The sequence below is a fragment of the Nostoc sp. genome, from assembly GCF_036919575.1.
In the GTDB taxonomy this organism is placed as follows: domain Bacteria; phylum Cyanobacteriota; class Cyanobacteriia; order Cyanobacteriales; family Nostocaceae; genus Nostoc.
Window position 1 is genome coordinate 1 of the sequence record NZ_JBALBY010000095.1, and the last position, 24,204, is coordinate 24,204.

A 24,204-nucleotide genomic window follows, 5' to 3' on the forward strand; every position below is an offset into this window, starting at 1 on the left:
GTAGCAACTTCCGCTTTAAGAGTAAGAACTTCCGCCTTGACGTTTCGGTGTTTCGCGCAGTCTGTAGCAACTTCCGCTTTAAGAGTAAGAACTTCCGCCTTGACGTTTCGGTGTTTCGCGCAGTCTGTAGCAACTTCCGCTTTAAGAGTAAGAACTTCTGCCTTGACGTTTCCGTGTTTGGCGCAGTCTGTAGCAACTTCCGCCTTCTCTGTAGAAACTTCCGCTTTTTTTGTAGTAACTTTTACTTTAACCTTACTAAGTCCTGAGTTAAAAAAAGTAGGAGCAGGTTGACTCTACAGATTTATAACACCTCCAAATTTTTTATAACCTAGAAATTACCGTCTTTGTCAGGAGTTACGTATTGACAACAAATACCAAATATGCTTCAGGTGAAAAACCATATCTTTCGTAGGGGTAAAGCAAAAGCTCATACGTGTCAACTTAAGGTGAAACCCTTGCCAAGACGTGATATTCAATTCTTTGGTTTCTCATCACGATCCGCGTTACCCCACCCTAACCCTCCCCTTATAAAGGGGAGGGAACTGGATTTTTTCCCCCTTTATAAGGGGGATTAAGGGGGGTAAAACGTCTGTGAGATAAGCATTTGAGCTTAAGTTGACACCAATGAGCATGGCTTTTCCCCTACAGCATCATCTATTTACAACCAAAGGATAATTAAGAAAAGCCTGAAACAACCTATTTTTGTTAACGCACATCACGATGAATTTGTAGAGTGCGTAAGTCCTATTTGTATTAAATTTTGTAAAATTATGTGTAAATGGTCATTGGTCAATTATTTTTACCAATGACCAATGACCAATGACCAATAACTATTAGGTAATATTTAATGGCACGAAAACTGCGGCGGCTCCCCAAAATAGTAACTAGGCTATATGAAAATGAGTTCTATCACCAACCAGGAACTATACCTGGAACCATTATTATTGATGCAGATGCTCCACTACCGATAATTTTTTTAATTGACTATAACCAAACCAATTTTATCCACGAACAAATAGCAACCCCAGAGGAGTGTGTCCCATATCTGGAGATGGAATCTATTTCTTGGGTAGACGTACAAGGTCTAGGCAGTCAAGATATATTACAACGATTGGGTAACGTTTTTAAGTTACATCCTCTAGTTTTAGAAGATATAGTCAATGTACCGGAGCGTCCGAAAACAGAGGATTATGAAGACCAATTGCTATTCATTAGCCGCATGGTAGTAGCAAAGGAAAGAACATGTGGTTTTTACAGCGAGCAAGTGAGTTTGATATTAGGGAAAAATTATTTGCTGACAGTCCAAGAAGAACCAGAGCATGATTGCTTTGAAGCGGTGCGATCGCGAATTGAAAAAAATAAAGGTACTATCCGTAAACAGGGAGCGGATTATTTAGCTTACGCTCTGTTAGATGCGATTATTGATGGCTTTTTCCCTGTACTGGAGCTTTATGGTGAGCGAATTGAAGAGTTAGAGGAGGAGGTAATAGTTAAACCTACTCCGCAAACACTACAAAATATTTATCAAATTAGGCGAGAATTACTGCAACTACGTCGTGCTATCTGGCCACAGCGAGATGCAATTAATTCCTTAATCCGGGATGGTAGCGATTTGATTAGTGAAGAAGTGCGAATCTACCTACGAGATTGTTATGACCATACGGTACAAGTGATGGATATGGTGGAAACTTATCGAGAACTAGCATCTGGATTAATGGATGTGTACCTTTCGGCAGTGAGCAACAAAATGAATGAAATCATGAAAGTACTAACAGTAGTTTCAACAATTTTTATTCCACTGACTTTTGTGGCTGGAATATATGGGATGAATTTCAATACTGAAAAATCGCCATATAATATGCCTGAGTTGAATTGGTATTGGGGCTATCCACTTTGTTTGGCAGTGATGTTAGCGATCGCATTTGGTTTGCTATTCTTTTTTTGGCGACGTGGCTGGCTGCAAAATTCTGTAATAATCAAGCGCAATTAAAAATTGCAGATGAACGATGAGTCGAATATACATTCATTAGCACCGGGAGTTAAGATTCTGAGTTATGAGAAGTAGCGACCAGAATTTAATAGTTTTGACGATTTATATTATCGGTGTTTCCTATGTTTTTAACCGCATGGTTGAATCCATCGATGACCAAATTAAGTTTGAGTTTAAAAAAGGAATCGTTGACGAGCAACTCAAAGAACAAAATCTCGACGATAAAATTGGAATTTCCTTTAGACTCAAATCCTCATACCCAATTGACGATTTGAAAGATTTAGGAATTAGCGTTGAAAATAAATCTGAAAATATTGCTGTATACGTTGACTGGGACAATAGCTCTTTAGTAGTTGAACATAGCAAGCAATCGCGTCGCGTAATTCGGAAATCACCAGATTTAACCCGCGATTTAGCAGTACCCCAAAGTCCTAGCCTGATTGCTCCCAAGAAAACACTTTCTGAAACCGTGACAGCAGAAGATGTTTTGCAGCGCGATCAAGTAACTGGCACCTATTCAGCAAAAAAACCACTAATTGATATCAACGGGCTGCAAAAAGGGCAAAAAAAGTTATACAACGACTTTATTAACAGAAGAAAGGAGTTGGACTTTTCGCTGCAACTGGTGCTACGGATATCTGAGGTGCGTTTAGGTCTAGCCCCAGGTCGTGATTTTCCTGCCATTAGTATTATCAATTGTCCTTTCACAGTCAGGAAACTACCTTGGACTTACGCTCTACCTTGGAATAAAAAGAAGTAATGCCATGTCAACATACTATGCCATCCAAGATTACACTGGATCTAAGGAGAGAGTAGGCGCAGGCAGTTGCAGATCAGTCATAGTTACTGGTTTGAGGAAAGTCCGGACTCCCGAAAGACCAAACTTGCTGGATAACGTCCAGTGCGAGCGATCGTGAGGATAGTGCCACAGAAAGATACCGCCAAGAATTAGGGAATAGGGAATAGGGAATAGGGAATAGGGAAAGAAAAACCCTACTCCCCACTCCCCACTCCCCACTCCCCACTCTTTGGTAAGGGTGCAAAGGTGCGGTAAGAGCGCACCAGCAGTATCGAGAGGTGCTGGCTCGGTAAACCCCGGTTGGGAGCAAGGCGATAGGAACTACGGTTGGTCTTTTACCAGTTCCGCTCAATGAGAGCCGCTAGAGGCGTTTGGTAACAGGCGTCCCAGATAGATAACTGCCCTCGCAAGAGAACAGAACCCGGCTTACTACCTAGTCTTTCCCCTGTAATGGAGTATGAACCTTTCACGGTTTGTACTCTATTATTTTTTGTACGGATTTTGGGCGATCGTTAATTCATAATTTAACGTGAGTTCGATGAACCTTTCCCGGACAGCCTCCCTCTCCGAAACGGAAAGGGAGGAGCAACGAAAAATTAAGCTTTTTACTCCCCTCTGGGCTTGCCTAACGGCAGGCTGACGCCAAGGTCGAGGGGCTGCTCTTGAGAGGTCAAACAAAATTTGTCGAACTCACGTTAATTTAAAGCATTCCTAGTATCTCTAATGCTGTATCCAGATGCCATTTAACCCGATAGAGTCCAAACAGTTTCTCTTGACTATACCGTGCTGGGTACTCTAGCTTCTTTCCCTCCATCGTCACTTTGAGCAATGCTGACTGCTCCGGTGTAGGTGTTCCCATAGCCTCTAGCGTTGCTTCTAGCGCTTGTACTTGAGAGAGCATAGGAGACTTCAATCCTTTATTCTCTGACACTTGCTTGCAGGCCACAACAGGAAAAGTCAGGAGTGCGTTAATGTAGGATGCCTTATCAGCAGGGTTGCCTATTGCTTGGATGCCATACTGTATCAGACATAAATCCCGTAATGCTCTCAAGCTTTTAAGTTCTAATTCTGTGCGTGTAAACATAAAATAGAGTTACCTCTTGTAAAAGTGGGAATCGGTGGATGCATACCCTCAGAAAGTTTCATCCGCCAATTAATCATTATTCAATACGCTTCCACATTAGTACAGCTTTATTAAGTAACGTAAAGTGTCTAAAGATAATCGCGGTAATCCAGATATTAAAAATTATGGTTTCAAGACTGACAGGGAAGAACCTCTGACTGAGAAGATGAATTTACGCATGACAAAATCTATGAAAGAGGAAGTGCAGCAACAAGATAACCCTCCTGAATTCTGTAGAGAAGCTATCCAAGAGAAGCTAAATAGAAATAAAGGGAAGTAGTTAAAAGTTGTTAGAGTATTACTTCGAGAACTATTAGAATAGATAGCTAGTATTTATGTCCTGCTCTCTCCCCCTATTTTAGTAGTGAGTTAAAAGTTAGCAGTTAGGAGTATATTAGTTTCCTCCTGCTCCCCCTACCTGACTTTTTACGTTATGTGAAAAAGCTAACGATTGACCTAACCCCCTAGCCCCCTTCCCTACTAGCGTTGGGGGAAAATTCAAAGTCTCTCTCCTTTTAGGAGAGAGAAATAGAAGTGAGGTTTTCCAGATGCCGTGAAAAGTCAGATCCCCCTACCCCCTTTCCCCTGTTCATGCAATGCGCCTTGCTTATCCACGCCGTCAACGGCAACTCGAAAGTTTAGTCCAAAAATTAGGTTTGTCGCTAGAAGCACCTATAAAATGGGAACTGCTGGATTTAGCGCTAACTCATCCCACTGTTTCTGATTCGGCAAATTATGAACAGCTGGAGTTTGTTGGCGATGCAGTGGTGCGGCTGGTGTCAGCTGTTGTGTTATGGGAAAATTATCCCGATTGTCCAGTAGGGGATTTTGCGGCAATTCGTTCGGTGTTGGTGAGCGATCGCATCCTCGCCCAATTAGCCAGAGTTTATGGTTTGGAGTTATACTTACTAGTCGCTGGCAGTGCTACTGCTGATAAAGTTGGTCTAGAGTCACGACTGGCAGATGCTTTTGAAGCAGTTTTAGGTGCGCTTTACTTAAGTACTCAAAATCTGGAACTGATCCGCTCTTGGCTAGATCCGCACTTCCACCAACTAACCACAGAAATTCGCCTCGATCCTGCCAGACTTAATTACAAAGCTGCTCTCCAAGAATGGACTCAGGCACAATTTAAAGTTTTACCAGAATATCGGGTTGTGGAAATCAGTCAACCGCACCGTAATCAAGAACGTTTCCTGGCTGAAGTGTGGCTGCACGGAAACAAGCTAGGAGTTGGTAAGGGACGCTCAATCAAAACTGCTGAACAAGCCGCAGCCAAGGTAGCTTTTTTAGCAATTACTAATCCGCAAAAACCCTGAACTCAAAAGATTACAAATAAACTGATAATCAGTTAATTGTCAGTGGTCATTTGTCCTTCGTCCTTTGTATACAAATGACAAATAACTAATGACAAATGACAAATGACAAATGACAAATAACTAATGACAAACCAAATTAAAATTGCTGTCATCGGAGTTGGGCGTTGGGGAGTGCATCTGCTGCGGAATTTCTTAGCAGATCCCCAAGCAAATGTAGTTGCTGTAGTAGACCCACATCCAGAACGATTAGCGGCGGTAAAGCAGCAGTTTAACTTAGATGAAAATGTAGTATTAACAACCCAGTGGCAGGATTTAAAGAAAGTACCAGGGTTAATAGGAGTGGCGATCGCAACTCCAGCCACCACCCACTATGCTTTAATTCAAGATGCCCTCCAACAGGGATACCATGTTTTAGCAGAAAAACCTCTAACCCTCAACCCAGCAGAATGTCGGGAACTTTGCCAGTTAGCAGAGAAGCATCATTTGATACTCATGGTTGACCATACTTATTTATTTCACCCAGCAGTTCAGCGAGGAAAAACTGTAGTACAAGCGGGTAAATTAGGAGATTTACGCTATGGCTACGCAACGCGCACCCATTTAGGGCCTGTCCGGCAAGATGTTGATGCGCTGTGGGACTTAGCCATTCACGATATTGCGATCTTTAACGCTTGGCTGGGTCAAATCCCTGTGAAAGTACAAGCAACGGGTACGGTGTGGCTACAGGGGGGTGAGGAGCAGGGGGAGATGAGGGAGCAGGGGGAGATGAGGGAGCAGGGGGAGATGAGGGAGCAGGGGGAGATGAGGGAGTTAATTACTATTTATTCTCCCTCATCCCCCTCATCCCCCTCATCCCCCTCATCCCCCTCATCCCCCTCATCCCCCTCATCCCCCTCATCTCAGGGACTAGCTGACCTAGTATGGCTGACACTGACATACCCAGATGGCTTTCAAGCTTATATTCACCTGTGCTGGCTGAATCCTGATAAACAGCGACGGCTGGCGATCGTGGGCAGCCTTGGTAGTTTGATTTTTGATGAAATGTCACTATCATCACCTCTCACCTTACTACATGGGGAGTTTGAACAGCAGGGCAATCAATTTATTCCTGTGAATCAAAAGCAGGTGGTGCTGGAATTAGAGCCAGGGGAACCATTACAGAGGGTTTGCTCCACCTTTGTTGTCTCTATTCTCAACAATACTCCCTCAGAGGTTTCATCAGGCTGGGTAGGCACTGAGTTAGTAGAAATTCTTGCTGCTCTAACAGTATCTCTTGGGCAAGGCGGCAAACCTATTTTTCTTAGCGATCGTCAAGGATCAAAAGTAATAACTAGTGACTCTTGAATTGCCGTGGGGAAATCGAAGTCATTAGTACAAATGACAAATGACAAATGACAAATGACAAATGACAAAATTACCTCTTGAAAGTTCCATTTGCACAAACCCCTCCCTTTGGAAGACTTACCAGGATAGTTTGTAGCGGCGAAAGACGAATCTCGCAAGTCTCCTTCCCAAGTAGCAGCAGGGACTTCGGGAACTTCTCGTTGTCTACTCCTGCTTTGGCAGATTCGCTGCTCCCCAAAGAGGGACTTCCCCCAGACTCTTGTAAGCTAGGGTAGCGGCTTGCTTTTGCCCCCTCATTCTCAGAGGAAAATCCCAGATCGCCGACATTTTCTTCTTTCTTTGGAACAGCTAACAGCGAGATATCAATCAAAGGAATGGTAATCTTTAGTGTCGTACCTTGATGAAGTCCCGCACTCTCAAGAGAAATGCTGCCTCCCATGAGTTCGATTAAGTTTCGTGAAATCGCTAATCCCAGTCCAGTACCTTCAAACTGGCGCGTGGTTGTGCCATTCACCATCACAAAGGGGCGAAATAGTTTGTGCTGTTGAGTTGGATCAATGCCTATACCTGTATCTTGGACAGCGACTACCACCTGAGATTTACCATTACTATATTGAAGTTCTGTACTAATGGTGATGCTTCCGGTGTCGGTGAACTTAGTGGCGTTGCCGATAACATTAATTAGCACCTGCTTCAGTTTTGCCGCGTCTGCCTTAATTGGTATCGCTTGGGGAGCTAACTCACATTTCAACTGCAAGCCTTTTTGTTGAACATTAACTGATTGTAAATTAATCACCTCTAACAATATTTGTCGGAGGTCAATAGGTGTGCTGACGACTGAAAGCTTACCTGCTTCGATTTTAGAAATGTCGAGTAAATCATTAATAATACCTAGCAAGTGAATCGTTGTTTCATCGGCACGTTTGAGAAACTCCATTTCTTCTTCCCGGTCATCACATAAGCCATCTTCAACCAGGCGAATACAGTTAATAATAATATTTAATGGGTTTCTCAATTCATGGGAAGTCGTAGCCAAAAACTGGCTTTTAATCTGGTTAGCGGTTTTTGCTTCTTTCCAAGCTGTTTCCAGTTCTTCTGCCCCAGCTTTGAGCCGTTCTACCATTTGGTCTAATGCTTGGGCTAGTTGATTGAATTCCCGGATTTGAAAATTGTGCGGAACTGGTTGTGCGGCGTGGTGAGAGTGAATATTGAGAGCGTAGTCTCGCAATTCTTCTACAGGACGTGCTAAGTAAGGAGCTAGATATAGGGACGCTAACAAACTTGCACCAATCAAACCAACTGTCAAAACGATGAGAATTAGTTTGATTTCCTGTAAACCAAAAAGCGCATTATCGACACTAGTAACAGCTAAGATTATCCATTTTTGCTGCTGCTGTTGGGTCAGAGGATTTGCAATAGCTGTATAGCCACCGATTAATTCTTTCCCCTGTGTAAAAGACAAATTTATCGAATCGTTTCGTCCCGCGATCGCATTTTTAATTATGCTCCTGAGTTGGGAAGCATTTGGGTGCTGATTGATATTAGTTCCTACCCAGTCTGTGAGTGGGTGCGCCAAAATTGTTCCATTTTCAGCAATCACTACCATCGCACCTGTGAGCGATCCCGGTCGATTTATGGTTTGTTGGTACAATGCAGACTGAATACTTAAGCTGTAAACTAAATTTCTTCGGCTATCAGAGAGTGGTGCAGATAACACTAATCGCAGTTGATTTTGGGTGTTTCTTTTACCAGTTATTCCTGCCTTTGACGGGAACATTGCTTTGACATCAATTCCGTCACTAGCTGAAGGTAATGTCAGTTCTCCAATAGCTTGATCCCCGCAGCTACTGGCAATTATCTTCTGGGTTCGCAGATTCGTTAATTGGATGCACTCAATATTGGCTGGAAGTTGTTGCCTTAACTGCGTGAGAATTTCTTGCTCTTGTATCGGCGAACCCGACGGAATCACTATTGTTTTACTTACACTCAGCAAATTAGCTTTTAAGATCGCGATCGCATCTCCAATTCTCTCCCCTTTACTGATGGCGCTTTCTGCTAAATTTTGACGGGCAGTTTCCAATATGCTAGAACGTGCCTTATTTAAGGCAACAATCTCGCCTGTAAGTAAAACTGGGACAAACAGGAGCAATATTCTCGTGACTAAAATTCGACGAAAGGAAGATTGGCGGAACTTAGTCATCGAGTGTCTCACTTTGCACCTGCAAACCACAACAGCAAAGATATGCAATTAGACGATCTAAATGAGACATTTTATTAAATAATCAGAATTTTATTTTCAATGTTTAAAAATAACAAATTGCTATAATTCAAAAAGAAACGTGGGATACCAAAACTCATATATGCTAGATTTAGAAGCGATTTGTGTTGCAGATGAATACAGTAGTGAAATTGTAAAACAGTAGCTTGCAGGCATGGATTTTTTTGATAATCTACACAGGTTCAAAGAAAATATTAATACTATCAAATCAATTTAATGTTGCAACATCGTCCTCATACTACAGTTGTTTTAGCAATGAGTGCAGATGGCAAAATAGCAGATTTTAGGCGATCGCCTGCTCGGTTTGGCTCAAGGGTTGATAAAGCACACTTAGAAAAGCAAATCGCTGCCTCTGATGCGGTTTTATTCGGTGCTGGTACTCTGGGCGCTTACGGAACAACACTCACCGTCACAGATCCAACTTTAGTGGAACTTCGGGCGCAAGCAGGGAAGTCTCCGCAGCCAGTTCATATAGTGACTACACACTCTGCAAACCTCAATCCGGAAATTCACTTTTTTAAGCAACCAGTTAGACGCTGGCTACTCACGACTACAGCAGGAGCAGTTTCATGGAAAGGACGCTTACAGACGCTTCACTCAACTGTGGAAACCAGAACACAGGAATGCCCTCCAGAATTTGAGCAGATTCTAGTTTTTGAAACACCAACGCGAGAAATTGACATTCCCGCAGCTTTGAAACATCTAGCCACTCTACATATAACACGCTTGGTGGTCTTGGGTGGAGGTGAATTAGTCGCTTCCTTACTGGAATTAGATTTAATTGATGAATTATGGCTGACTGTCTGCCCACTGATTTTAGGTGGTAATACCGCACCCACACCCGTAGATGGGAAAGGTTTTTTACCAGATTTAGCTCCCAAGTTGCAACTTCTAGAAGTTCATACAGTTGAGCAAGAAGTGTTTTTGCACTATCGCCTGCAACGACCAGCAGATTAGATTAAGCTAAGTTAAGTTATTTATTGGGCAATTCAATTTTGGATTTTGGATTTTGGATTTTGGATTAAATTTCAATTCTTTAATCTAAAATCTAAAATCTAAAATTCTTACTCCCCACTCCCTACTCCCTACTCCCCTAAAAAGTGGAACAACTTAAGCCTCGCTATTCTGTCGTTTGGACGAACAAAATCGCTGAAGTACCCCAAAATGCCTGGAATGCTTTGGCAATGCCACTCAAAACGCCGTTTTTAGAATGGGAGTGGCTGAACAATCTCGAAACCTCTCAGAGTGCTACGGCTAAAACTGGTTGGTTGCCAAATCACTTGACATTGTGGCGAGATCGAACGCTGATTGCGGCTGCGCCACTTTATCTTAAAGGACATAGTTCTGGTGAATTTGTTTTCGATCACCAATGGGCAGAGTTAGCCGATCGCATTGGAGTCCAATATTACCCAAAATTGCTGGGAATGACACCATTTACCCCGGCTGAAGGTTATCGGTTTTTAATCGCCCCAGGAGAAGATGAGGATGAAATCACAGCGATGATGGTGCATGAAATTGACACTTTTTGCTCCAAAAATGGAATTTCTGGGTGTCATTTTCTCTACGTCGATCCCCAATGGCGTCCGATGCTGGAACGGCATGGCTTTACAACTTGGCTGCACCACAGCTATGTTTGGGAAAATGCTGGCTTTAAAACTTTTGATGACTACTTGAAAGTGTTTAACGCCAATCAGCGCCGCAATATCAAGCGGGAACGCAAAGCTGTGGAGAAAGCAGGTTTACGATTGCAACCGCTAAGTGGCGATCAAATTCCTCAGTCTTTGTTTCCTTTGATGCACCAGTTCTATGCAGACACCTGTGATAAGTTTGGCTGGTGGGGTAGCAAGTATCTCACACAGAGGTTTTTTGAGCAGCTATACACCGATTATCGCCATCGAGTCTTGTTTGTTGCTGCATATAGCGAGTCAGATAACTCTTATCCTTTAGGAATGTCCTTTTGTTTGTTTAAAGATGACAAACTCTATGGACGCTATTGGGGGAGTTTTCAAGAAATAGATTGCTTACATTTTGATGCTTGTTATTATGCGCCGATTGAGTGGGCGATCGCTAACGGAATTCAAATTTTTGACCCTGGCGCAGGTGGGCGTCACAAAAAACGGCGCGGTTTCCCCGCGATGCCCAATCACAGTCTGCACCGCTTTTACAATAATCGTTTAGGACAAATTTTACGTCCCTATATTAAGGAAGTGAATCAACTCGAACAGCAGCAGATTGAGGCAATTAATGCAGAGTTGCCATTTAGTGAGAAAAATGGTTGAGGAAAAGGAACTACTTTCGTAACATCACTGCGTAAGTCCTAATAAGTTCAGAAATATATTTATGGATCGTGTGAATCGTGATGAATTGATTAGAAGATATGCTGCTGGGGAAAGAAACTTTTCTGGAGTCAAATTGGACGGGGATTTGTCGGGGATTGACCTGAGTGGTGCTGACTTTACTGGGAATAAGATGGACGAGTTCTATTTTGAGCGTGCCATCTTGAAGCGTGCCAGTTTCGTCAATACCCAATTGGCTCAATCCTGTTTGGATGGTGCCGATTTGACCGAAGCCGATCTCAGAGGTGCTAGATTGTCTTACGCGAACCTCAGAGTTACTAACTTGACCAACGCTGACCTTAGAGGTGCGAGATTTTCCAACACTAGGTTCGATAGAGCTAATCTTACCGGGGCTAATTTGAGTGGAACTGATTTAGGGGGATGTATTCTGTGGGAAGCTAACTTGACTGGAGCCAATTTGGAAGGATCTAGTCTGCGTCGCACTAATTTTCGTAATACCATCATGCCAGATGGCACTATTCGGAATAGTTGAGTCTAATTCTCTGATTTGCTTTTAAGTAAAAGCAATCAAAAATATCTCAAAGATATCAAGAACACTAAGGAAGATAGGAATTACACTTGATGTAGAGTGTAAAAACCCTCAAGAAAGAAAATTTCTTTTGATAATGCTTATGGATTTAATAGTTGAAAATTTAGCCGCAATTGATGATAAACTTTCCCAGCGTCATATTGACCTTGATCCGGGTGGATATTTCATTATTTACTTGGATCGAGATGCAGGGTTAATTTCTGCCAAGCATTTTACAAATGTGATTGACGATCGCGGTTTAGCTGTCGATCCAGAAACCGGAAAGGTAATTCCGGCGCGAAAAAAAGTAGAACGAACTCACACGACAGTTTTTAGCGCGAGGACGGCGAAAGAACTTTGCGTGAAGATTTTTGAAGAAACTCAGCCTCCTCCAATAACTCTATTAGATCATGCAGCTTATTTGGGTCGAGAATTTGTCCGGGCTGAGGTGGCTTTACTCACAGGGCAAGAGTATGTTCAAGATTAAGCCAATTTTAGATTTTAGATTTTAGATTTTAGATTTTAGATTTTTATTTCAATCCAAAATCCAAAATTAAAAATCTAAAATTGAATAACTCTCCCATTATCCATTAGATGATGGCTGATTTATCTGATAGATATAGTAAGTCGCCATTGGGATAACGGTGGCGGCAATTAACAATCCTACTACCCAGGCAGTAGCGTTACCTTGGTTGGTTTCTTCTGCTTTCTTGAAGGTGCCTTCTACCTGTACATTGTCAGTTATTTTGGGTGGGCCTGGATCGGGTTTGCCAGAGAGAACGGCGACAAGGCGATCGCTTGCATCTAGAAATGCCTGATTGTATTTGTTACCATTGCGTAACGGCACACTTACTGTTTCAGTAGCGACGCTCTCGGCAATAGAGTCAGTGAGTAAAGGCTTGACTTGATCGCCAGTAATAATGGCAGTACCATTGGTAACTGTATCAATAACCAATAAGGTTTGATTAGCTTGGGCTTCTTTTGTAGGAAACCATTTTTTAAACAGCTCTTTGGTGAAGCTTTCTGGTGTTTCCCCATAGTCGAGGCGGCGAACAGTCACAATTCGGACTTGCTTATCTGTTTGCTTTGCCAAATCCCCGAAAGCGCTGCTAATCTTACCTTCATTCAGACGGCTGATGACTTCACTTTGATCTAAAACCCAGGTGTCATTCCCTGCCGTGAGGTTGGGTATTTGATACACACCTGTAGCTAAAGCAGGTGCGGCAAACAGCGAAGCTGCTAAAATAACCGTCACCAAAGGTAGAATTAGCCGAATGAGGTGTTTTTGACTGCTAAATATTTGTTTGAGGAGCTGTTTCATCATGTGATCCCTAAGACAGACTTGCACCAAAAATACTACAGAATCACTGCAAAAATCACCTCGTTCCCGATTTTCTACAGGATGAAATTTCTGGTATTGCCAGCAGATATATATTTTAGATGATGTCTGGCCAATTAAACATAATACCCGGAACCCCACCCCGCCATGCGCTCTTGCTCCCCTCCCCGCAGGCGGGGAGGGGTTGGGGGTGGGGTTCTTTTATTATGGGTAATTTGGCGGACATGATAAGCTAATCGGCATTTAAGTTGCATGATCAAGGCGGGCAAGATGCCCACCCCACAAGAATTTGATAAAATTTAATATGCAAATTAGATGTGTTTTAGCTTATTACAGGATTTTTTGATTGCAAAAACTTGTTTTGAGGGCGGCTGCAAGTATTAACTTGACGCTAACACCCTTGCTAGTGACAAAAAATACCGCCCATTTTGGTAATTAACTCAAATACTTAGGGCGGAATTTGCAAACCATCTAGAAATCATATCGCACGATCAATATTTTTGGCAAAATGAAGCATATTTTTTCCATATCTGCAAGTAGCTTTTCCTGCTGTATCCATTGATCGGGGATATCTGCATTTTTCTGATATTTTAGGCTAAATCTATATCAATATAATATATACATGACCATAATTTTAACTAACGACGACGGCATTGATGCCCCTGGTATCCAAGCTCTGCTCAAAGCTGTAAACGGCAAAAATGCTATTATCGTTGCTCCTGTTGATCCTCAATCTGGCTGTGGACATCAAGTTACTACCACTCGTGCCATCAACCTCCAGCGACGTTCTGAGACTGAGTATGCGATCGCAGGTACTCCCGCCGATTGTGTGAGAATTGCAATAACACAAATTGCCGCAGATGTCAAATTTGTACTTTCAGGTATCAACGCTGGGGGCAACTTGGGAGTCGATGTCTACATTTCTGGCACAGTTGCCGCCGTGCGGGAAGCCGCAATGCACGGTATTCCGGGAGTTGCCATTTCCCAGTATCGCAAAGCCAAGCAGAATTTTGATTGGGATCTGGCCGCCAAATTCACAGCTAAAGTTTTAGCGGACTTACTCAAGCGTCCCTTAGAACCGGGAAGCTTTTGGAATGTGAACTTGCCGCATCTGCAACCAGGAGAATCAGATCCGAATGTGGTGTTTTGCCAACCCTGTACCAAACCTTTGCCCGTGAACTATCGAATTGAAGGCGATGATTTTTATTATGTAGGAGAATATGGCAAACGCGATCGCACTCCTGGTAGCGATGTAGATGTATGTTTTTCCGGCAATATCGCCGTAACTCAGTTAAGGGTTTGAAATCAGCTATCAGTTACTAGTTAACTGTTACCAGTTTTTAGGGTGATAATTAATAACTGATAATTTCTAATTCATAAGTTTTGCACCGCACGAATCAATTCACGTCCTCTTAAATATTGATTGCATTCCTTTTTTTACATTGATAAATTAAGTTGCTCTGTTCAGTAATTACGAATTACGTTCGCGTAGCGTGCCGGAGGCTCTATTACGAATTACGAATTATTTTAGTCATCTAATGCTTGAATTAAAGACATAAACCGATCTACAGTTTGTGTCAGTTGGTTGAGTTTTTGCAGTGAATCATGCTGAGATTCAGCAAGAGTCTGTACAGCATCACACAACGCGACAATTTGATAGCTTTGCTGTTGCACCTGCTGTCCCTGTGCTTCGACTTGGATGCTGAGAGTCTCCAATCTTTCTCCAAGACGTTCAATTGTCTCAGTCGTAGATAGTACTGCTTCTCCAATTTGCTCAACAATAGATTCTAAGCGATTTATCTTTACTTCGACTCCTGCTGAAATCATTTCTTTACATCCTAGTTTTGAGAGAGCATCTTAGTAAAATTCCTAATACCAATTGAAATAATTAATCCCTGTAAAAACATTAGATAACACTGTCATTCCAATAATATGTGTGATTTTGTTATTTGATGCTTATACTCAATGTTGTGTTTAGCTACTTATATAGCAGTCTATGGATGCAATACATGGTAGGGGCAATTCATGAATTGCCCCTACGAGTGGTACGCCAGTTCGCCCAAGTCAGGACACCCGCCCACGCGACTGGCTCCTGTATTCCATACAATTGAGAACCGCTATAGTTCAGGAGGCAGGAGGTCGAAGGCAGTTCTTGCTGGAGGAACCCACGTTTAAAAACGTGGGATTGAAGTAAGGACGCTTTATACCACGAGGAAGCGCGTCTCGGTATAATTCTTTTTATGAACTGGGCTTTTGATCCTGCAACTTTAGTTTCAATTGATACTCCTAACCTCCTGCCTCCTGCCTCCTGCCTTCTGCCTTTTTTGTAATTAATTGATTGCAATTTTTAATCAAGAATCTTCACCACATATTACATATCTAAAATCATTAGTCACCCCTCGCAAGAGATAGTTAAGGAAAATTAACTTCAATTTTTACAAAGTTGTACTTCCCAAAAATTTAACCAAAATTAAGTAAACTTATAGTTAAAATTGATACTTTTAATTAAGCTAAGTTTCTAGTCTAATTAAATCCCAGTAATTATATCCTTGTTGCTTAACATTTGGCTCTACAATTCACTAAACACTAGTAACAAACATTTATCTAAGTGTGATTTTTTCAAAAGAGGAATTTTAATTTACTCCTCGCAGTTCAGTACAACCTAAATTTAAGCGTTACTTGGACATTTGGGAAAGCTTGTAGCACTATTGATCTTATGGCTATTGTTTGTGCGATCGCGATCAAAATAAAATTGCTGATCTACTCACAATTTTTAAGCTTTTGAAATCTGCTAAAGTTTCAGTAGCCGTGAACATTAATTTTAAAAAAAGGAGAAAAATATGCAGTTTCTCAAAATTGTTCTTGTCGCTCTTGTGTTGATGGTGAACCTGCTAATTGCTCAACCTTCTTGGGCAGGCAAGGATTTTACTAAGGGCGCTGACTATGCTGAGGTAACTCAGGCGCTCAATCAACTTTTAACTGTAAAAGATACACCAGAGCAAGCTGGCTATACACCTGAGCAATTCCAGCAGCGACTGGCACAATTGCAGCTTCAGAAAAATGTCATAGAAACAGCTAGCAAGCGGGCGCAGTGCCGCAATGAAACTGGAAAAACGTTGGCTGTCTATGCCAATAAACCAAAAAAATCTCCAACCCAACTCTACTACCTGGGCGCAGGAACAATCACGGATGATGATTGGGATTGTGATGGCATTTACTTACCCGCAGGTTCTCAAGTGGTTCTAGGCCCGAACGCTCAACCACAAGAACTGACCGAACCAATTGCCGTCAAGTTTGTCGATGGCACACAGTCTATTGCTAGAAGCAATCCAGCCACTGGTGTAATTGAATTGAATGTTGAACCTGCCAAAGTATTCAAGGCGGGTGAGAGTAGCTGGTTGCTCCCCACTTTATCCCAAGCAGATATCGATGTGCATATTCCCAACCCAGAACTCATTGACTAATCTCATCTAGATAGTTGAACTTTTATGCACTTCCCACATAAAAGTTCAACTAAAGCAATAGGATATGTAAAGCAAAATCTTCAACCATTGAACAATCAACTTTTAATTAAGGAAAAATTACAAGCCAAGCTTGAGAAGATTCAAGCCAAAAGCGATGGTTCTCCCGTTACCGATTTGCAACTAGACAAAACTTTAGCCGAAGAAATTGAACAATTGACGACGGAATTAGAGAGTGTCAATCCCAATCTCAATCCTCTTCTCTACGCTACTTCTTTGCTGGAGGGAGCTTGGCAACTGCAATACTCCACAGCGAGAGAAATCCGTTCTTTAGTTTCTCTCCCATTGGGATTAAAACTGGGTAAAGTTTATCAAGTGATTGATGTTGCAAATAAATTATTTTTCAATCTAGCTAAAGTTAAACATTCTCTGGGGCTAGTTTCGGGATATGTCAAGGTGACAGCTAGCTTTGAGCCAGCCAAAGAAGATTTAGAGCCTCTAGCGAACAAACGTATCAACGTCTATTTTGACAAACGCTACCTATCGATTCAGAAAATTGTTGGCATTAATACGCCCCAACTCAACCCATTTAAGGTTGTCCCAGCGAATAATCCTACTAACAGAATTGCCACACTGGACATTACTTACTTAGATGAAACCTTAAGGATTGGACGGGGAGGAGATGGAAGTTTATTCATTCTTAGTAAATCCGATGATTTACCTGACTTCACCTCCTCAATTTGAAATTGATCGCGCCGCCGAATGGATATGGCTCTCTCAATAATGCATCTTTTCACCAAGGTAAAACTAGGTTCTGCGATGGTGGAGCTTAAAACATTAAATTTAAAATTAGGTGATGGTATAGAAAGAGATATTAATGTCGATCCGATAAGTCCCAGGCAAGTTTTAATTGTTAGGTATGAAGATATTTTCGACTTATCAATTAAACCAGGAGGATTGCGAGAAAATATTGTGGTTACGGGTATAGAGTTTGATAATTTTATCGAACAGAATTCAGGAGTCAGGAGTCAGAATTCAGTTGGGTATTCTGTATGACTGGCGGATGAATAACCTCTTTTTAGACCCCCACCAAATCTACGATTTGGTGGTGCAACAATTCAGTGGCGGGTCTCTCTTACAAAGTTGCTCCTCTACAGCGCTTCGCGCATCCTGCGGCGGGGGAGACCCCAAGACCGCACTTTGCGCTGAATCCCCGACTGAAAGATTGGTGAATTCTGCATTCTGCATTCTTCTTCAACCCTGGCTCTTTGCTAACCTTTGAAAGTGGTGCGGCAATTCGTCTAACTTTTCACTGCGAACCGTGTAAGCGAATAGCCCACTTGGTAGAATCATTAATACTATAATTGGGAGCATCTCAATTTTTCAAAAATTCACGGCACTGATACAAAAACCCTTTATAACTCTCTTTACTTTGCGACGGCAGTCGCTACAACGGGGGGGAACCCCCGCAACGCGCTGCCTCCTCTTTGCGTACTTTGCGGTTCGTTTCATCATTCTCTTATTCCTATCTTCAGACAGAATAATAGGAAATTTAAAAACTTGAGATGTTCCCACTGTAATTTTAATAATATTTGTAATATTATCCTGTATTTTAGAAAGTAAACCGCTTCCTTTTATCAAGACAATCACTGATTTTTTATTTGTTTAGATGTAGCTTCCATAAAATCGGGAAAAACTTTTATAATCTGATGGATTCCCTCGCTACCTCCTGCAATTAAACCTCCTGTCAGGAATGCATCTAAACAACGAAAAATAACTACTTGTATGGGATTATCTAAATCAATAACTACAAGTGGCTCGATTGAGCGAATACCTATTGCGCTAATTAAAAGGCCGAATAAAAGGGATGTCCATAGAGCAATTGTTCGTGTATCAGATTTATAGGCTGTTCTTTGGCGCTCTTTTTCATTTATATCATCAGTTTGTGGCTGGAACATTTTTAATGAATCTTGTTGATTTTGGGTAAAACTTTGGATGATTTGCTGTTCTAAACTCATTCCTTCAGGCGGTAGTCCACTGACTTGATTTGATTCCAAAGAAGGAAACTGTTTTTGTTGGATTTCCATAAGTTTTATCTTCTCAGATATTAGAGCTTTTTCTTGCTGAATACTAATCTCTAATTGCTCGATAAATGGGCCACGCCAAGTAGTTATAAAAACTTCTAAAGAACGCTCTAACAACAAAGAAATAAATAACTGTAATGTGAGTAACTGGAGAATATCATTAACCCCAAATGGTTTTAAAACGAATGGTTTAGATGATAACCAAGTTGACAAAGTTACTACTAGAAAACTAATAATGATTAGCAGAATAAATAGAGGAGATTCTGGAGAAAGCTTTCGCAACGTATCTATACTCCTGTTTTGCGTCACAATATCTAACACAGCCTGAAGGTGAGAACTACACCTGCTGAGTAACTTAACAACGTTAATTTGATAGAACAGTAAATAATTCATTAGCCGACGCTTTTTTCCAGGAGTGTGATCGGCTACGCCACTGTGGAAGCGATGTTTTCAACGGGCTGTTCGGTGACGCACCTTGGTGGTAGCAGGGTAAGCCACGCTAGCCTAAAAGTATTGCTATACAAGCATTCCAGCGATAAACTGCGCGAAGCTACTGTGCATGGGGCGATCGCCTCAAATAAAATAAATGCGGAATGCGAACCTACGTAATCTATTAAACTTTGGCATAAAAGTCACTTAATATTTATGCAGAAAATTCGGTTTGTGGATTTATTTTCAGGAATAGGAGGAATTAGATTAGCCTTTGAACAGGCGGCTGATTCTTTAAATATAGAAAGTGAATGTGTTTTCAGCAGCGAAATCAATTCAGAAGCTCAATTAGTTTATGAAAAAAACTTTGGTCAAAAAGCTTTAGGTGACATTCGATTAATTGATCAACTACCAGAACATGAATTTTTATTAGCTGGGTTTCCTTGTCAGTCTTTTTCTCATGCTGGCAAAAAAGCAGGGTTTGTCGATACACGAGGGACGCTATTTTTTGAAATAACCAGATTACTCGATACCTATAAACCACAAGCTTTTATTTTTGAAAATGTCCGAGGGCTTTATAGTCATGATCAAGGGCGAACCTTAGCAACAATTAAGCATGAAATTAAAAAAAGAGGTTATAGTTTTCATGCTTTTTTACTCAACAGTGCAAACTTTGGCTTACCGCAAAATCGTGTCCGCATTTATCTAGTAGGAATTTTAGATGCTTCTCCCACTTTTGAATTGATTTCTGATGTGGGATTTAAAGACTCACATTCATATAATCCTCAGCAGTTATCTTTGTTTTATTCACCAAAAAAATCTGTGACTGTTGCCGACATTTTGGAAAGTAATCCAGATGAAAAATATAATTGCTCACCAAACTTCGTCAATGCTTTAAAACGAATATTTAATAATGATTTAAATCGCTTACATGGCATAAGGCTGATTGATTATCGGGGTGGAAACTCTATTCATTCCTGGGATTTAGGATTGCGTGGCGAGTGTAGTTCCGAAGAAATTGAACTAATGAACCGTTTCATATTAAAGAGACGGAATAAAGAATTTGGACAAGAACAAGATGGCAAACTATTAACTCAGGAGCAAATAGCTAGTTTTTTTGAACATCCCAGTTTAGGGAAAATTTTGAATTCACTAGTTACAAAAAAATATTTAAAACTTATTAATGATAAATACAAACCTCTATCGGGCAACTTTTCATTTGAAGTTTATAAGTTTGTAGATCCAAATAAAATTTCGGTAACGTTAGTTGCTAGTGATGCTAATAGATTGGGAGTTTATCACAATCAGAGAGTGCGGCGACTAACTCCGCGAGAAGCTGCAAGGCTGCAAGGTTTTCCTGATAGCTTTATACTTCATCCCAATGATGATAAGGCTTATTATCAACTGGGAAATTCTGTGAGTATTAATGTAGTCAAAGCTGTGGCTCAAGAAGCGATTATAAAAACGTTATATTCTACTCAATAAAGAATAGATAAATCTCAGATCACACTTGCTCAATCTTTGAATTATGTTCCTTAACTATAATTGCTGTAACACCCTTAAACCACAAATCCCAGAACTACATTTAAAGCTGTACGAATAAGTTCCCAGTATTCTGACTCCAGCACACCCAGCAAACCCAAAATACGACTATGGTCAACAGCACGAATTTGCCCAACATCAATAAAACGGTCTTGGTCTAGTCCATTATTTGGTGTTGCTTTCACATTCACAACGTAGGGGGCTTGTTTACTTCCGGGCCGAAATGGCATGACAATTGTCAGCAACCCATACTGATTCATGATGTCATTTTGCACAATCAAGCAAGCAAGCGCGGATTTTTTTTGCTTCAGCCCCAACTGTTGGATCAAGATTCACCCAACGTATTTCTCCTCGCCGATAAGTTAAATTACTCCCTGGCATTTATGCCATCTCCAATAACACTATCCCAAGCAGCAATTTCAGCTTGATACTCTGGATCTTCAGCATCCTGCTTGAGCGCTGTAATCATTTCTGCTGCTAAAATTCGGCTGCGGTGTTCTGCCAGCAGTGTATTGATGTATGCACTACGATTTCCTTGTGCATACTGATCTACAAATTGCAGAATGTCTTCTTCTAAGCTAATTATCACTTTGAGCATCTGTATGAATTTTTAGTATTACTATTTAGGATGATTTTATCATTATATAATTTGCCAAGTCTATGTTTCGGCAAAGGATACATCTTCATAAATATCCGTTAGTGAACAGGCAAAGTTTAGGCTGATTAATTGTAATTCTTGATTTCCTTTATAACTATATAGAACCCATCTTCCCTCAGCATTGCGACGAAAACAATCAACGCGCTGGCGGGTTTGACTGATTAAGACGTATTCTTGAAATGTTTCTAATTCTTGATAGTCAATAAATTTATCGCCTCTGTCAAAAGCTTCCGTGGATGGAGAAAGAACCTCAATAATTAAACAGGGATAACGTTTAAAATATTCAAACTTTATATCTCTTTGGTCACAAGTAACCAGGATATCAGGATAATAGAAAATATTTAATGATTCAATGCGAGCTTTCATATCTGTAGCGTAAAGGCGACAACTAGTGCCGCGAACATGATTTCTCAGGAGGGCGATGAGATTAGTTGTAATTGTCACATGGGCATCACTTGCCCCTGACATTGCATAGATTTGCCCTTGAATATATTCGTGTTTATTCAGGCTGGATTTTTCAGCTTCCAGGTATGCTTCTGGAGAAAGATAGGGGTGAAATTGGCTAAGAGTCATAAGCAATTCAAAATTCACTTAATAAACAGAACAATATTTTTGGCAATTAATATCAATCTTCTGCTCGCAATAACCAAAAGCCGCTATAAGTCATCCCAGAATCATCGGGTTGCACTAACAAAAAATGCAATCCTCGGCAATGCTTTTTCCGTTGTTCAAATGCTTGGGCTGCTGTTGTAACTTCTGAATCTTCAAAAGTGGCAACAATCCACCTATCCACCAAGCCAGCTTCTAATATTAAGCCATCCGGTGCGCCAGATATGTAGTTTAACGCCACAGGACGGGCTTGCTGCAACCACCGCGCTAGGGGCATCGATCGCCGTCCACCATAAATTACCACACCAGGGACCGGTACTGTTGACGCCAAACCGAAATTGATGGGTTTGAGATGTTCTGGTATGTGCAAAATGGGAATGGGGCGATCGCTAAATCTCGTTTCTATATCACTAGCTGCTAGAGTCGCAAAACGCCATTGTTCTCCCCAGAGGTTTTCTGATAATGGTGCTGGGGGCGGTTTATCCAGCACTGAGGGATATTGCTTTTCTTGTAACCACTGCTTCAATGCCAAAGTGTGGCGGGTCGGTTCGACATTAATACCTAAATTGCGTCCAGCCGCCTCAATTAAACTTAGAGACTGAGGACGAAACACCTGAATCACATCTGGCAATTTGTCGCCAGATGCTAACTCAAATTGAGCCGCAACCCAATTAGAATTTGCTGCTGACTGTAGACAGGTAGCTTCATATTTAAAGCTGTGAGTTGAGTCACAAATCAACAACTCCCATAAAATTTGTCCAGATGCATCTGGGAACGGACGACGATAAAAATCAGCCTGCCAAATTTTCATAAGTGGGGAGTGGGGCACCTTTGATTTCCGATAATCGGCTATGAGGAGAGGGGGATGAGGCGAACATCGCTCGCCTCATCCCCCTCTATTTAATTATTATTATGCTTTTGGTAAAATACTGGTAACATTTTAAACAGATAAGTCTTATTGACAATTCCAGACCTATCTTTTTTACCATAGATTGCTACACTCTTTGCCAATCAAGTATTTCAAAAAACTATTTGCAACCTACCACCCTTTTCTAAATCTTTTGTTGAAGGCGAATAACAGACCCACCATCCCGGAGCCGAGAACACCAAGTGATGAGTCAGGTTCTGGAACTGCTACCGTTTCCTGTGGCTTTGTATAGCAGGTGCTGGAGACCTTGTTGGTATCCATCGTCACGGCACCATTTTGCGCCAAGGCTCTACCGCAGTCAATGTTTACGCCAGTAGTCAGGGTGATGCTGGTGAGCGCTAGAATATTTCCCTGGAACTGAGTGTAGGTTCCGAGAGTCGCGGAGCTGCCGATCTGGAAAAACACATTGGGAGCTTCACCGTTGGTCGTGACAACAGACGAGTCGGTTGCGGTGGTGAGCGTGCTGGCTATCTGGAAAACGAAGAGCGCATTGGGGTCGCCTTGATTGTCGAGCGTGAGTTTTCCTGTCAACTGAGCCGATGAGCTAAAAGAATAGACCCCAGGTGTGAGCGTCATTCCACCCAGATCCAGACCAGTCAACTCCTTAGTGGGACTCAAGGCTGCTAAATAATTGTACGCACTTGCGTTATCCAGTTGAGCCTGAGCCGCAACTGCATCAGATGTGAATATCCCTCCGTTCACGACCCCGACCGCTGGAGAAAAGCCAGTAGCTGAAGAACCTGCGTTGACACCCAGAGATTGCGTGATGAGGGACTTGCCGGTATTAGTCACCGTCGAGCCACCCAAGACCCCGAAGTTATTCGCCGTTCCCAGCAGAGAAGCGGCTTTTGCTGGAGCTTGAAAACTGGAGAATACCACGATTCCTAAAACTATTGCGTACTTGTAGTTCATTTTTAATTTTCCTTATTAAGTGTTATCACTAATTACTAGTTTGTCTTAACAAATACAAGTATGCTTGATCTCAAAGGAAAAAATTGTGTTTTATTTAACCTTTACGCAATCTTTAGCATTGTATAAAGGCGGGATGAATTTGCACTTGACAAAGACCGAAGTAGTCAAGCATTGCTGGCTGAAGCTTTAAATGATTTATTTGAAAAGTATGGGAAGAGTCCGATTGCTTAAGGTTGCATTCACAAATAAAGTACCTTTTGTCAATCAGTTAAAATACTTAAAACAGTCTTATAATCGGGTGTGGGGAGCTACGGTATACACACAAGTCTCTCTAGACGCAATTTACGGTTTATCGAATAGCCCAAAGAAACCTCACCCTGGTTCTGCTACGCAAAACCTGTCCCTCTCCTTAGTAAGGAGAGGGACATCCTTGATCATACGTGTCAACTTAAGATGAAAGTTAGTCTAGAAGCAGCTTTTAGAGATTATCTCGTTTATCTCGTTCCCAGTCGGAGACTGGGAATGCA

At 41.6% G+C, this 24,204-nt stretch carries 27 protein-coding genes, 1 other RNA gene and 1 pseudogene; 18 read left to right on the top strand and 11 right to left on the bottom strand.

Annotated elements, in window-relative coordinates; translation table 11 throughout:
• From V7K27_RS23965 to rnpB, 4 genes are all read left to right on the top strand, one after another.
• Positions 1–291: hypothetical protein (locus V7K27_RS23965; protein ID WP_334950638.1), on the top strand; the 291-nt coding region annotated here is incomplete at its 5' end.
• 556 nt (positions 292–847) lie between these two features.
• Entirely contained in the window at positions 848–1,990 is a 1,143-nt protein-coding gene (gene corA / locus V7K27_RS23970) for a magnesium/cobalt transporter CorA (protein ID WP_334950639.1), read from the top strand.
• A gap of 64 nt (positions 1,991–2,054) precedes the next feature.
• On the top strand, positions 2,055–2,750 hold the full coding sequence (locus V7K27_RS23975; RefSeq protein ID WP_334950640.1) for a hypothetical protein: 696 nt from the start codon (positions 2,055–2,057) through the stop codon (positions 2,748–2,750).
• Positions 2,751–2,798: 48 nt separating this feature from the next.
• An RNA gene (gene rnpB / locus V7K27_RS23980) (RNase P RNA component class A) lies at positions 2,799–3,234 on the top strand.
• 255 nt (positions 3,235–3,489) lie between these two features.
• Here the strand turns inward: rnpB and V7K27_RS23985 are convergent.
• Complete coding sequence (locus tag V7K27_RS23985) at positions 3,490–3,873, bottom strand: hypothetical protein (RefSeq protein ID WP_334950641.1); 384 nt, start codon at positions 3,871–3,873, stop codon at positions 3,490–3,492.
• 124 nt (positions 3,874–3,997) lie between these two features.
• On the opposite strand from V7K27_RS23985, the gene V7K27_RS23990 reads away from it, so the two are divergent.
• The 3 genes from V7K27_RS23990 (at position 3,998) to V7K27_RS24000 (ending at position 6,572) form a co-directional block, all read left to right on the top strand.
• The gene (locus V7K27_RS23990) at positions 3,998–4,192 is read left to right on the top strand and encodes a hypothetical protein (protein ID WP_334950642.1); all 195 of its coding nucleotides are present in this window, start codon (positions 3,998–4,000) and stop codon (positions 4,190–4,192) included.
• A gap of 316 nt (positions 4,193–4,508) precedes the next feature.
• Complete coding sequence (rnc, locus tag V7K27_RS23995; RefSeq protein ID WP_334950643.1) at positions 4,509–5,228, top strand: ribonuclease III; 720 nt, start codon at positions 4,509–4,511, stop codon at positions 5,226–5,228.
• A 123-nt stretch (positions 5,229–5,351) separates the two neighbouring features.
• Positions 5,352–6,572, top strand: coding sequence for a Gfo/Idh/MocA family protein (locus tag V7K27_RS24000; RefSeq protein WP_334950644.1), 1,221 nt, complete (start codon positions 5,352–5,354; stop codon positions 6,570–6,572).
• 70 nt (positions 6,573–6,642) lie between these two features.
• On the opposite strand, the gene V7K27_RS24005 is transcribed toward V7K27_RS24000, so the two are convergent.
• Positions 6,643–8,772, bottom strand: a complete 2,130-nt coding sequence (locus V7K27_RS24005; RefSeq protein ID WP_334950645.1) for an ATP-binding protein — start codon at positions 8,770–8,772, stop codon at positions 6,643–6,645.
• Positions 8,773–9,066: 294 nt separating this feature from the next.
• On the opposite strand from V7K27_RS24005, the gene V7K27_RS24010 reads away from it, so the two are divergent.
• From V7K27_RS24010 to V7K27_RS24025, 4 genes are all read left to right on the top strand, one after another.
• Entirely contained in the window at positions 9,067–9,807 is a 741-nt protein-coding gene (locus V7K27_RS24010) for a RibD family protein (protein WP_334950647.1), read from the top strand.
• A 143-nt stretch (positions 9,808–9,950) separates the two neighbouring features.
• A complete protein-coding gene (locus tag V7K27_RS24015; RefSeq protein WP_334950648.1) occupies positions 9,951–11,129 on the top strand; it encodes a GNAT family N-acetyltransferase in 1,179 nt (392 codons plus the stop codon).
• A gap of 61 nt (positions 11,130–11,190) precedes the next feature.
• Positions 11,191–11,679, top strand: coding sequence for a pentapeptide repeat-containing protein (locus tag V7K27_RS24020; RefSeq protein WP_334950650.1), 489 nt, complete (start codon positions 11,191–11,193; stop codon positions 11,677–11,679).
• 139 nt (positions 11,680–11,818) lie between these two features.
• Positions 11,819–12,202: a DUF4346 domain-containing protein gene (locus V7K27_RS24025; protein WP_334950651.1), complete on the top strand. Its 384-nt coding sequence runs from the start codon at positions 11,819–11,821 to the stop codon at positions 12,200–12,202.
• A 96-nt stretch (positions 12,203–12,298) separates the two neighbouring features.
• Here V7K27_RS24025 and psb32 read toward each other — a convergent pair whose 3' ends face one another.
• Positions 12,299–13,036, bottom strand: a complete 738-nt coding sequence (psb32, locus tag V7K27_RS24030; protein ID WP_334950761.1) for a photosystem II repair protein Psb32 — start codon at positions 13,034–13,036, stop codon at positions 12,299–12,301.
• A 640-nt stretch (positions 13,037–13,676) separates the two neighbouring features.
• Between psb32 and surE the strand changes: the two genes are divergently transcribed.
• Positions 13,677–14,357, top strand: a complete 681-nt coding sequence (gene surE / locus V7K27_RS24035) for a 5'/3'-nucleotidase SurE (protein ID WP_334950652.1) — start codon at positions 13,677–13,679, stop codon at positions 14,355–14,357.
• A gap of 224 nt (positions 14,358–14,581) precedes the next feature.
• On the opposite strand, the gene V7K27_RS24040 is transcribed toward surE, so the two are convergent.
• Entirely contained in the window at positions 14,582–14,881 is a 300-nt protein-coding gene (locus tag V7K27_RS24040; protein WP_334950653.1) for a hypothetical protein, read from the bottom strand.
• 1,013 nt (positions 14,882–15,894) lie between these two features.
• Here V7K27_RS24040 and V7K27_RS24045 point away from each other — a divergent pair.
• The 3 genes from V7K27_RS24045 (at position 15,895) to V7K27_RS24055 (ending at position 17,571) form a co-directional block, all read left to right on the top strand.
• Entirely contained in the window at positions 15,895–16,518 is a 624-nt protein-coding gene (locus V7K27_RS24045; protein WP_334950654.1) for a hypothetical protein, read from the top strand.
• An 87-nt stretch (positions 16,519–16,605) separates the two neighbouring features.
• The gene (locus V7K27_RS24050; protein WP_334950763.1) at positions 16,606–17,259 is read left to right on the top strand and encodes a PAP/fibrillin family protein; all 654 of its coding nucleotides are present in this window, start codon (positions 16,606–16,608) and stop codon (positions 17,257–17,259) included.
• A gap of 24 nt (positions 17,260–17,283) precedes the next feature.
• On the top strand, positions 17,284–17,571 hold the full coding sequence (locus V7K27_RS24055; protein WP_334950655.1) for a hypothetical protein: 288 nt from the start codon (positions 17,284–17,286) through the stop codon (positions 17,569–17,571).
• 590 nt (positions 17,572–18,161) lie between these two features.
• Here V7K27_RS24055 and V7K27_RS24060 read toward each other — a convergent pair.
• A complete protein-coding gene (locus V7K27_RS24060) occupies positions 18,162–18,812 on the bottom strand; it encodes a hypothetical protein (RefSeq protein WP_334950656.1) in 651 nt (216 codons plus the stop codon).
• Between the two features lie 204 nt (positions 18,813–19,016).
• Between V7K27_RS24060 and V7K27_RS24065 the strand changes: the two genes are divergently transcribed.
• Positions 19,017–19,208, top strand: coding sequence for a hypothetical protein (locus tag V7K27_RS24065; RefSeq protein ID WP_334950657.1), 192 nt, complete (start codon positions 19,017–19,019; stop codon positions 19,206–19,208).
• 54 nt (positions 19,209–19,262) lie between these two features.
• Complete coding sequence (dcm, locus tag V7K27_RS24070) at positions 19,263–20,513, top strand: DNA (cytosine-5-)-methyltransferase (RefSeq protein ID WP_334950658.1); 1,251 nt, start codon at positions 19,263–19,265, stop codon at positions 20,511–20,513.
• Between the two features lie 74 nt (positions 20,514–20,587).
• Here the strand turns inward: dcm and V7K27_RS24075 are convergent, their stop codons facing one another.
• The 6 genes from V7K27_RS24075 to V7K27_RS24095 form a co-directional block, all read right to left on the bottom strand.
• The gene (locus V7K27_RS24075; RefSeq protein WP_442947646.1) at positions 20,588–20,830 is read right to left on the bottom strand and encodes a type II toxin-antitoxin system PemK/MazF family toxin; all 243 of its coding nucleotides are present in this window, start codon (positions 20,828–20,830) and stop codon (positions 20,588–20,590) included.
• 4 nt (positions 20,831–20,834) lie between these two features.
• Positions 20,835–20,951, bottom strand: coding sequence for a type II toxin-antitoxin system PemK/MazF family toxin (locus tag V7K27_RS36565; RefSeq protein WP_442947645.1), 117 nt, complete (start codon positions 20,949–20,951; stop codon positions 20,835–20,837).
• A complete protein-coding gene (gene mazE, locus V7K27_RS24080; protein WP_334950661.1) occupies positions 20,938–21,168 on the bottom strand; it encodes a type II toxin-antitoxin system MazE family antitoxin in 231 nt (76 codons plus the stop codon). Before mazE ends, V7K27_RS36565 begins: the two co-directional genes overlap by 14 nt.
• Before the next feature lie 60 nt (positions 21,169–21,228).
• Positions 21,229–21,801 (bottom strand): Uma2 family endonuclease, encoded by a 573-nt coding sequence (locus tag V7K27_RS24085; RefSeq protein ID WP_334950662.1) that lies wholly within the window; start codon positions 21,799–21,801, stop codon positions 21,229–21,231.
• Between the two features lie 52 nt (positions 21,802–21,853).
• Positions 21,854–22,648: a Tab2/Atab2 family RNA-binding protein gene (locus tag V7K27_RS24090; protein WP_334950664.1), complete on the bottom strand. Its 795-nt coding sequence runs from the start codon at positions 22,646–22,648 to the stop codon at positions 21,854–21,856.
• Positions 22,649–22,876: 228 nt separating this feature from the next.
• The gene (locus V7K27_RS24095) at positions 22,877–23,677 is read right to left on the bottom strand and encodes an ice-binding family protein (protein WP_334950665.1); all 801 of its coding nucleotides are present in this window, start codon (positions 23,675–23,677) and stop codon (positions 22,877–22,879) included.
• A 153-nt stretch (positions 23,678–23,830) separates the two neighbouring features.
• Between V7K27_RS24095 and V7K27_RS36570 the strand changes: the two are divergent.
• A pseudogene (locus V7K27_RS36570) lies at positions 23,831–23,908 on the top strand (ribbon-helix-helix domain-containing protein); the annotation flags it as partial.
• Between the last annotated feature and the right edge of the window lie 296 nt (positions 23,909–24,204).

Coding starts and splice junctions, on each gene's coding strand:
- V7K27_RS24055 (WP_334950655.1), top strand. CDS start 17,284: ATGGCTCTCTCAATAATGCATCTTTTCACCAAGGTAAAACTAGGTTCT.
- V7K27_RS24005 (WP_334950645.1), bottom strand. CDS start 8,772: ATGACTAAGTTCCGCCAATCTTCCTTTCGTCGAATTTTAGTCACGAGA.
- V7K27_RS24000 (WP_334950644.1), top strand. CDS start 5,352: ATGACAAACCAAATTAAAATTGCTGTCATCGGAGTTGGGCGTTGGGGA.
- V7K27_RS24010 (WP_334950647.1), top strand. CDS start 9,067: ATGTTGCAACATCGTCCTCATACTACAGTTGTTTTAGCAATGAGTGCA.
- V7K27_RS24040 (WP_334950653.1), bottom strand. CDS start 14,881: ATGATTTCAGCAGGAGTCGAAGTAAAGATAAATCGCTTAGAATCTATT.
- rnc (WP_334950643.1), top strand. CDS start 4,509: ATGCGCCTTGCTTATCCACGCCGTCAACGGCAACTCGAAAGTTTAGTC.
- V7K27_RS23985 (WP_334950641.1), bottom strand. CDS start 3,873: ATGTTTACACGCACAGAATTAGAACTTAAAAGCTTGAGAGCATTACGG.
- surE (WP_334950652.1), top strand. CDS start 13,677: ATGACCATAATTTTAACTAACGACGACGGCATTGATGCCCCTGGTATC.
- V7K27_RS24085 (WP_334950662.1), bottom strand. CDS start 21,801: ATGACTCTTAGCCAATTTCACCCCTATCTTTCTCCAGAAGCATACCTG.
- V7K27_RS24075 (WP_442947646.1), bottom strand. CDS start 20,830: ATGAATCAGTATGGGTTGCTGACAATTGTCATGCCATTTCGGCCCGGA.
- V7K27_RS36565 (WP_442947645.1), bottom strand. CDS start 20,951: ATGCCAGGGAGTAATTTAACTTATCGGCGAGGAGAAATACGTTGGGTG.
- corA (WP_334950639.1), top strand. CDS start 848: ATGGCACGAAAACTGCGGCGGCTCCCCAAAATAGTAACTAGGCTATAT.
- V7K27_RS23975 (WP_334950640.1), top strand. CDS start 2,055: ATGAGAAGTAGCGACCAGAATTTAATAGTTTTGACGATTTATATTATC.
- V7K27_RS24045 (WP_334950654.1), top strand. CDS start 15,895: ATGCAGTTTCTCAAAATTGTTCTTGTCGCTCTTGTGTTGATGGTGAAC.
- V7K27_RS24025 (WP_334950651.1), top strand. CDS start 11,819: ATGGATTTAATAGTTGAAAATTTAGCCGCAATTGATGATAAACTTTCC.
- V7K27_RS24090 (WP_334950664.1), bottom strand. CDS start 22,648: ATGAAAATTTGGCAGGCTGATTTTTATCGTCGTCCGTTCCCAGATGCA.
- V7K27_RS24095 (WP_334950665.1), bottom strand. CDS start 23,677: ATGAACTACAAGTACGCAATAGTTTTAGGAATCGTGGTATTCTCCAGT.
- psb32 (WP_334950761.1), bottom strand. CDS start 13,036: ATGAAACAGCTCCTCAAACAAATATTTAGCAGTCAAAAACACCTCATT.
- V7K27_RS24020 (WP_334950650.1), top strand. CDS start 11,191: ATGGATCGTGTGAATCGTGATGAATTGATTAGAAGATATGCTGCTGGG.
- mazE (WP_334950661.1), bottom strand. CDS start 21,168: ATGCTCAAAGTGATAATTAGCTTAGAAGAAGACATTCTGCAATTTGTA.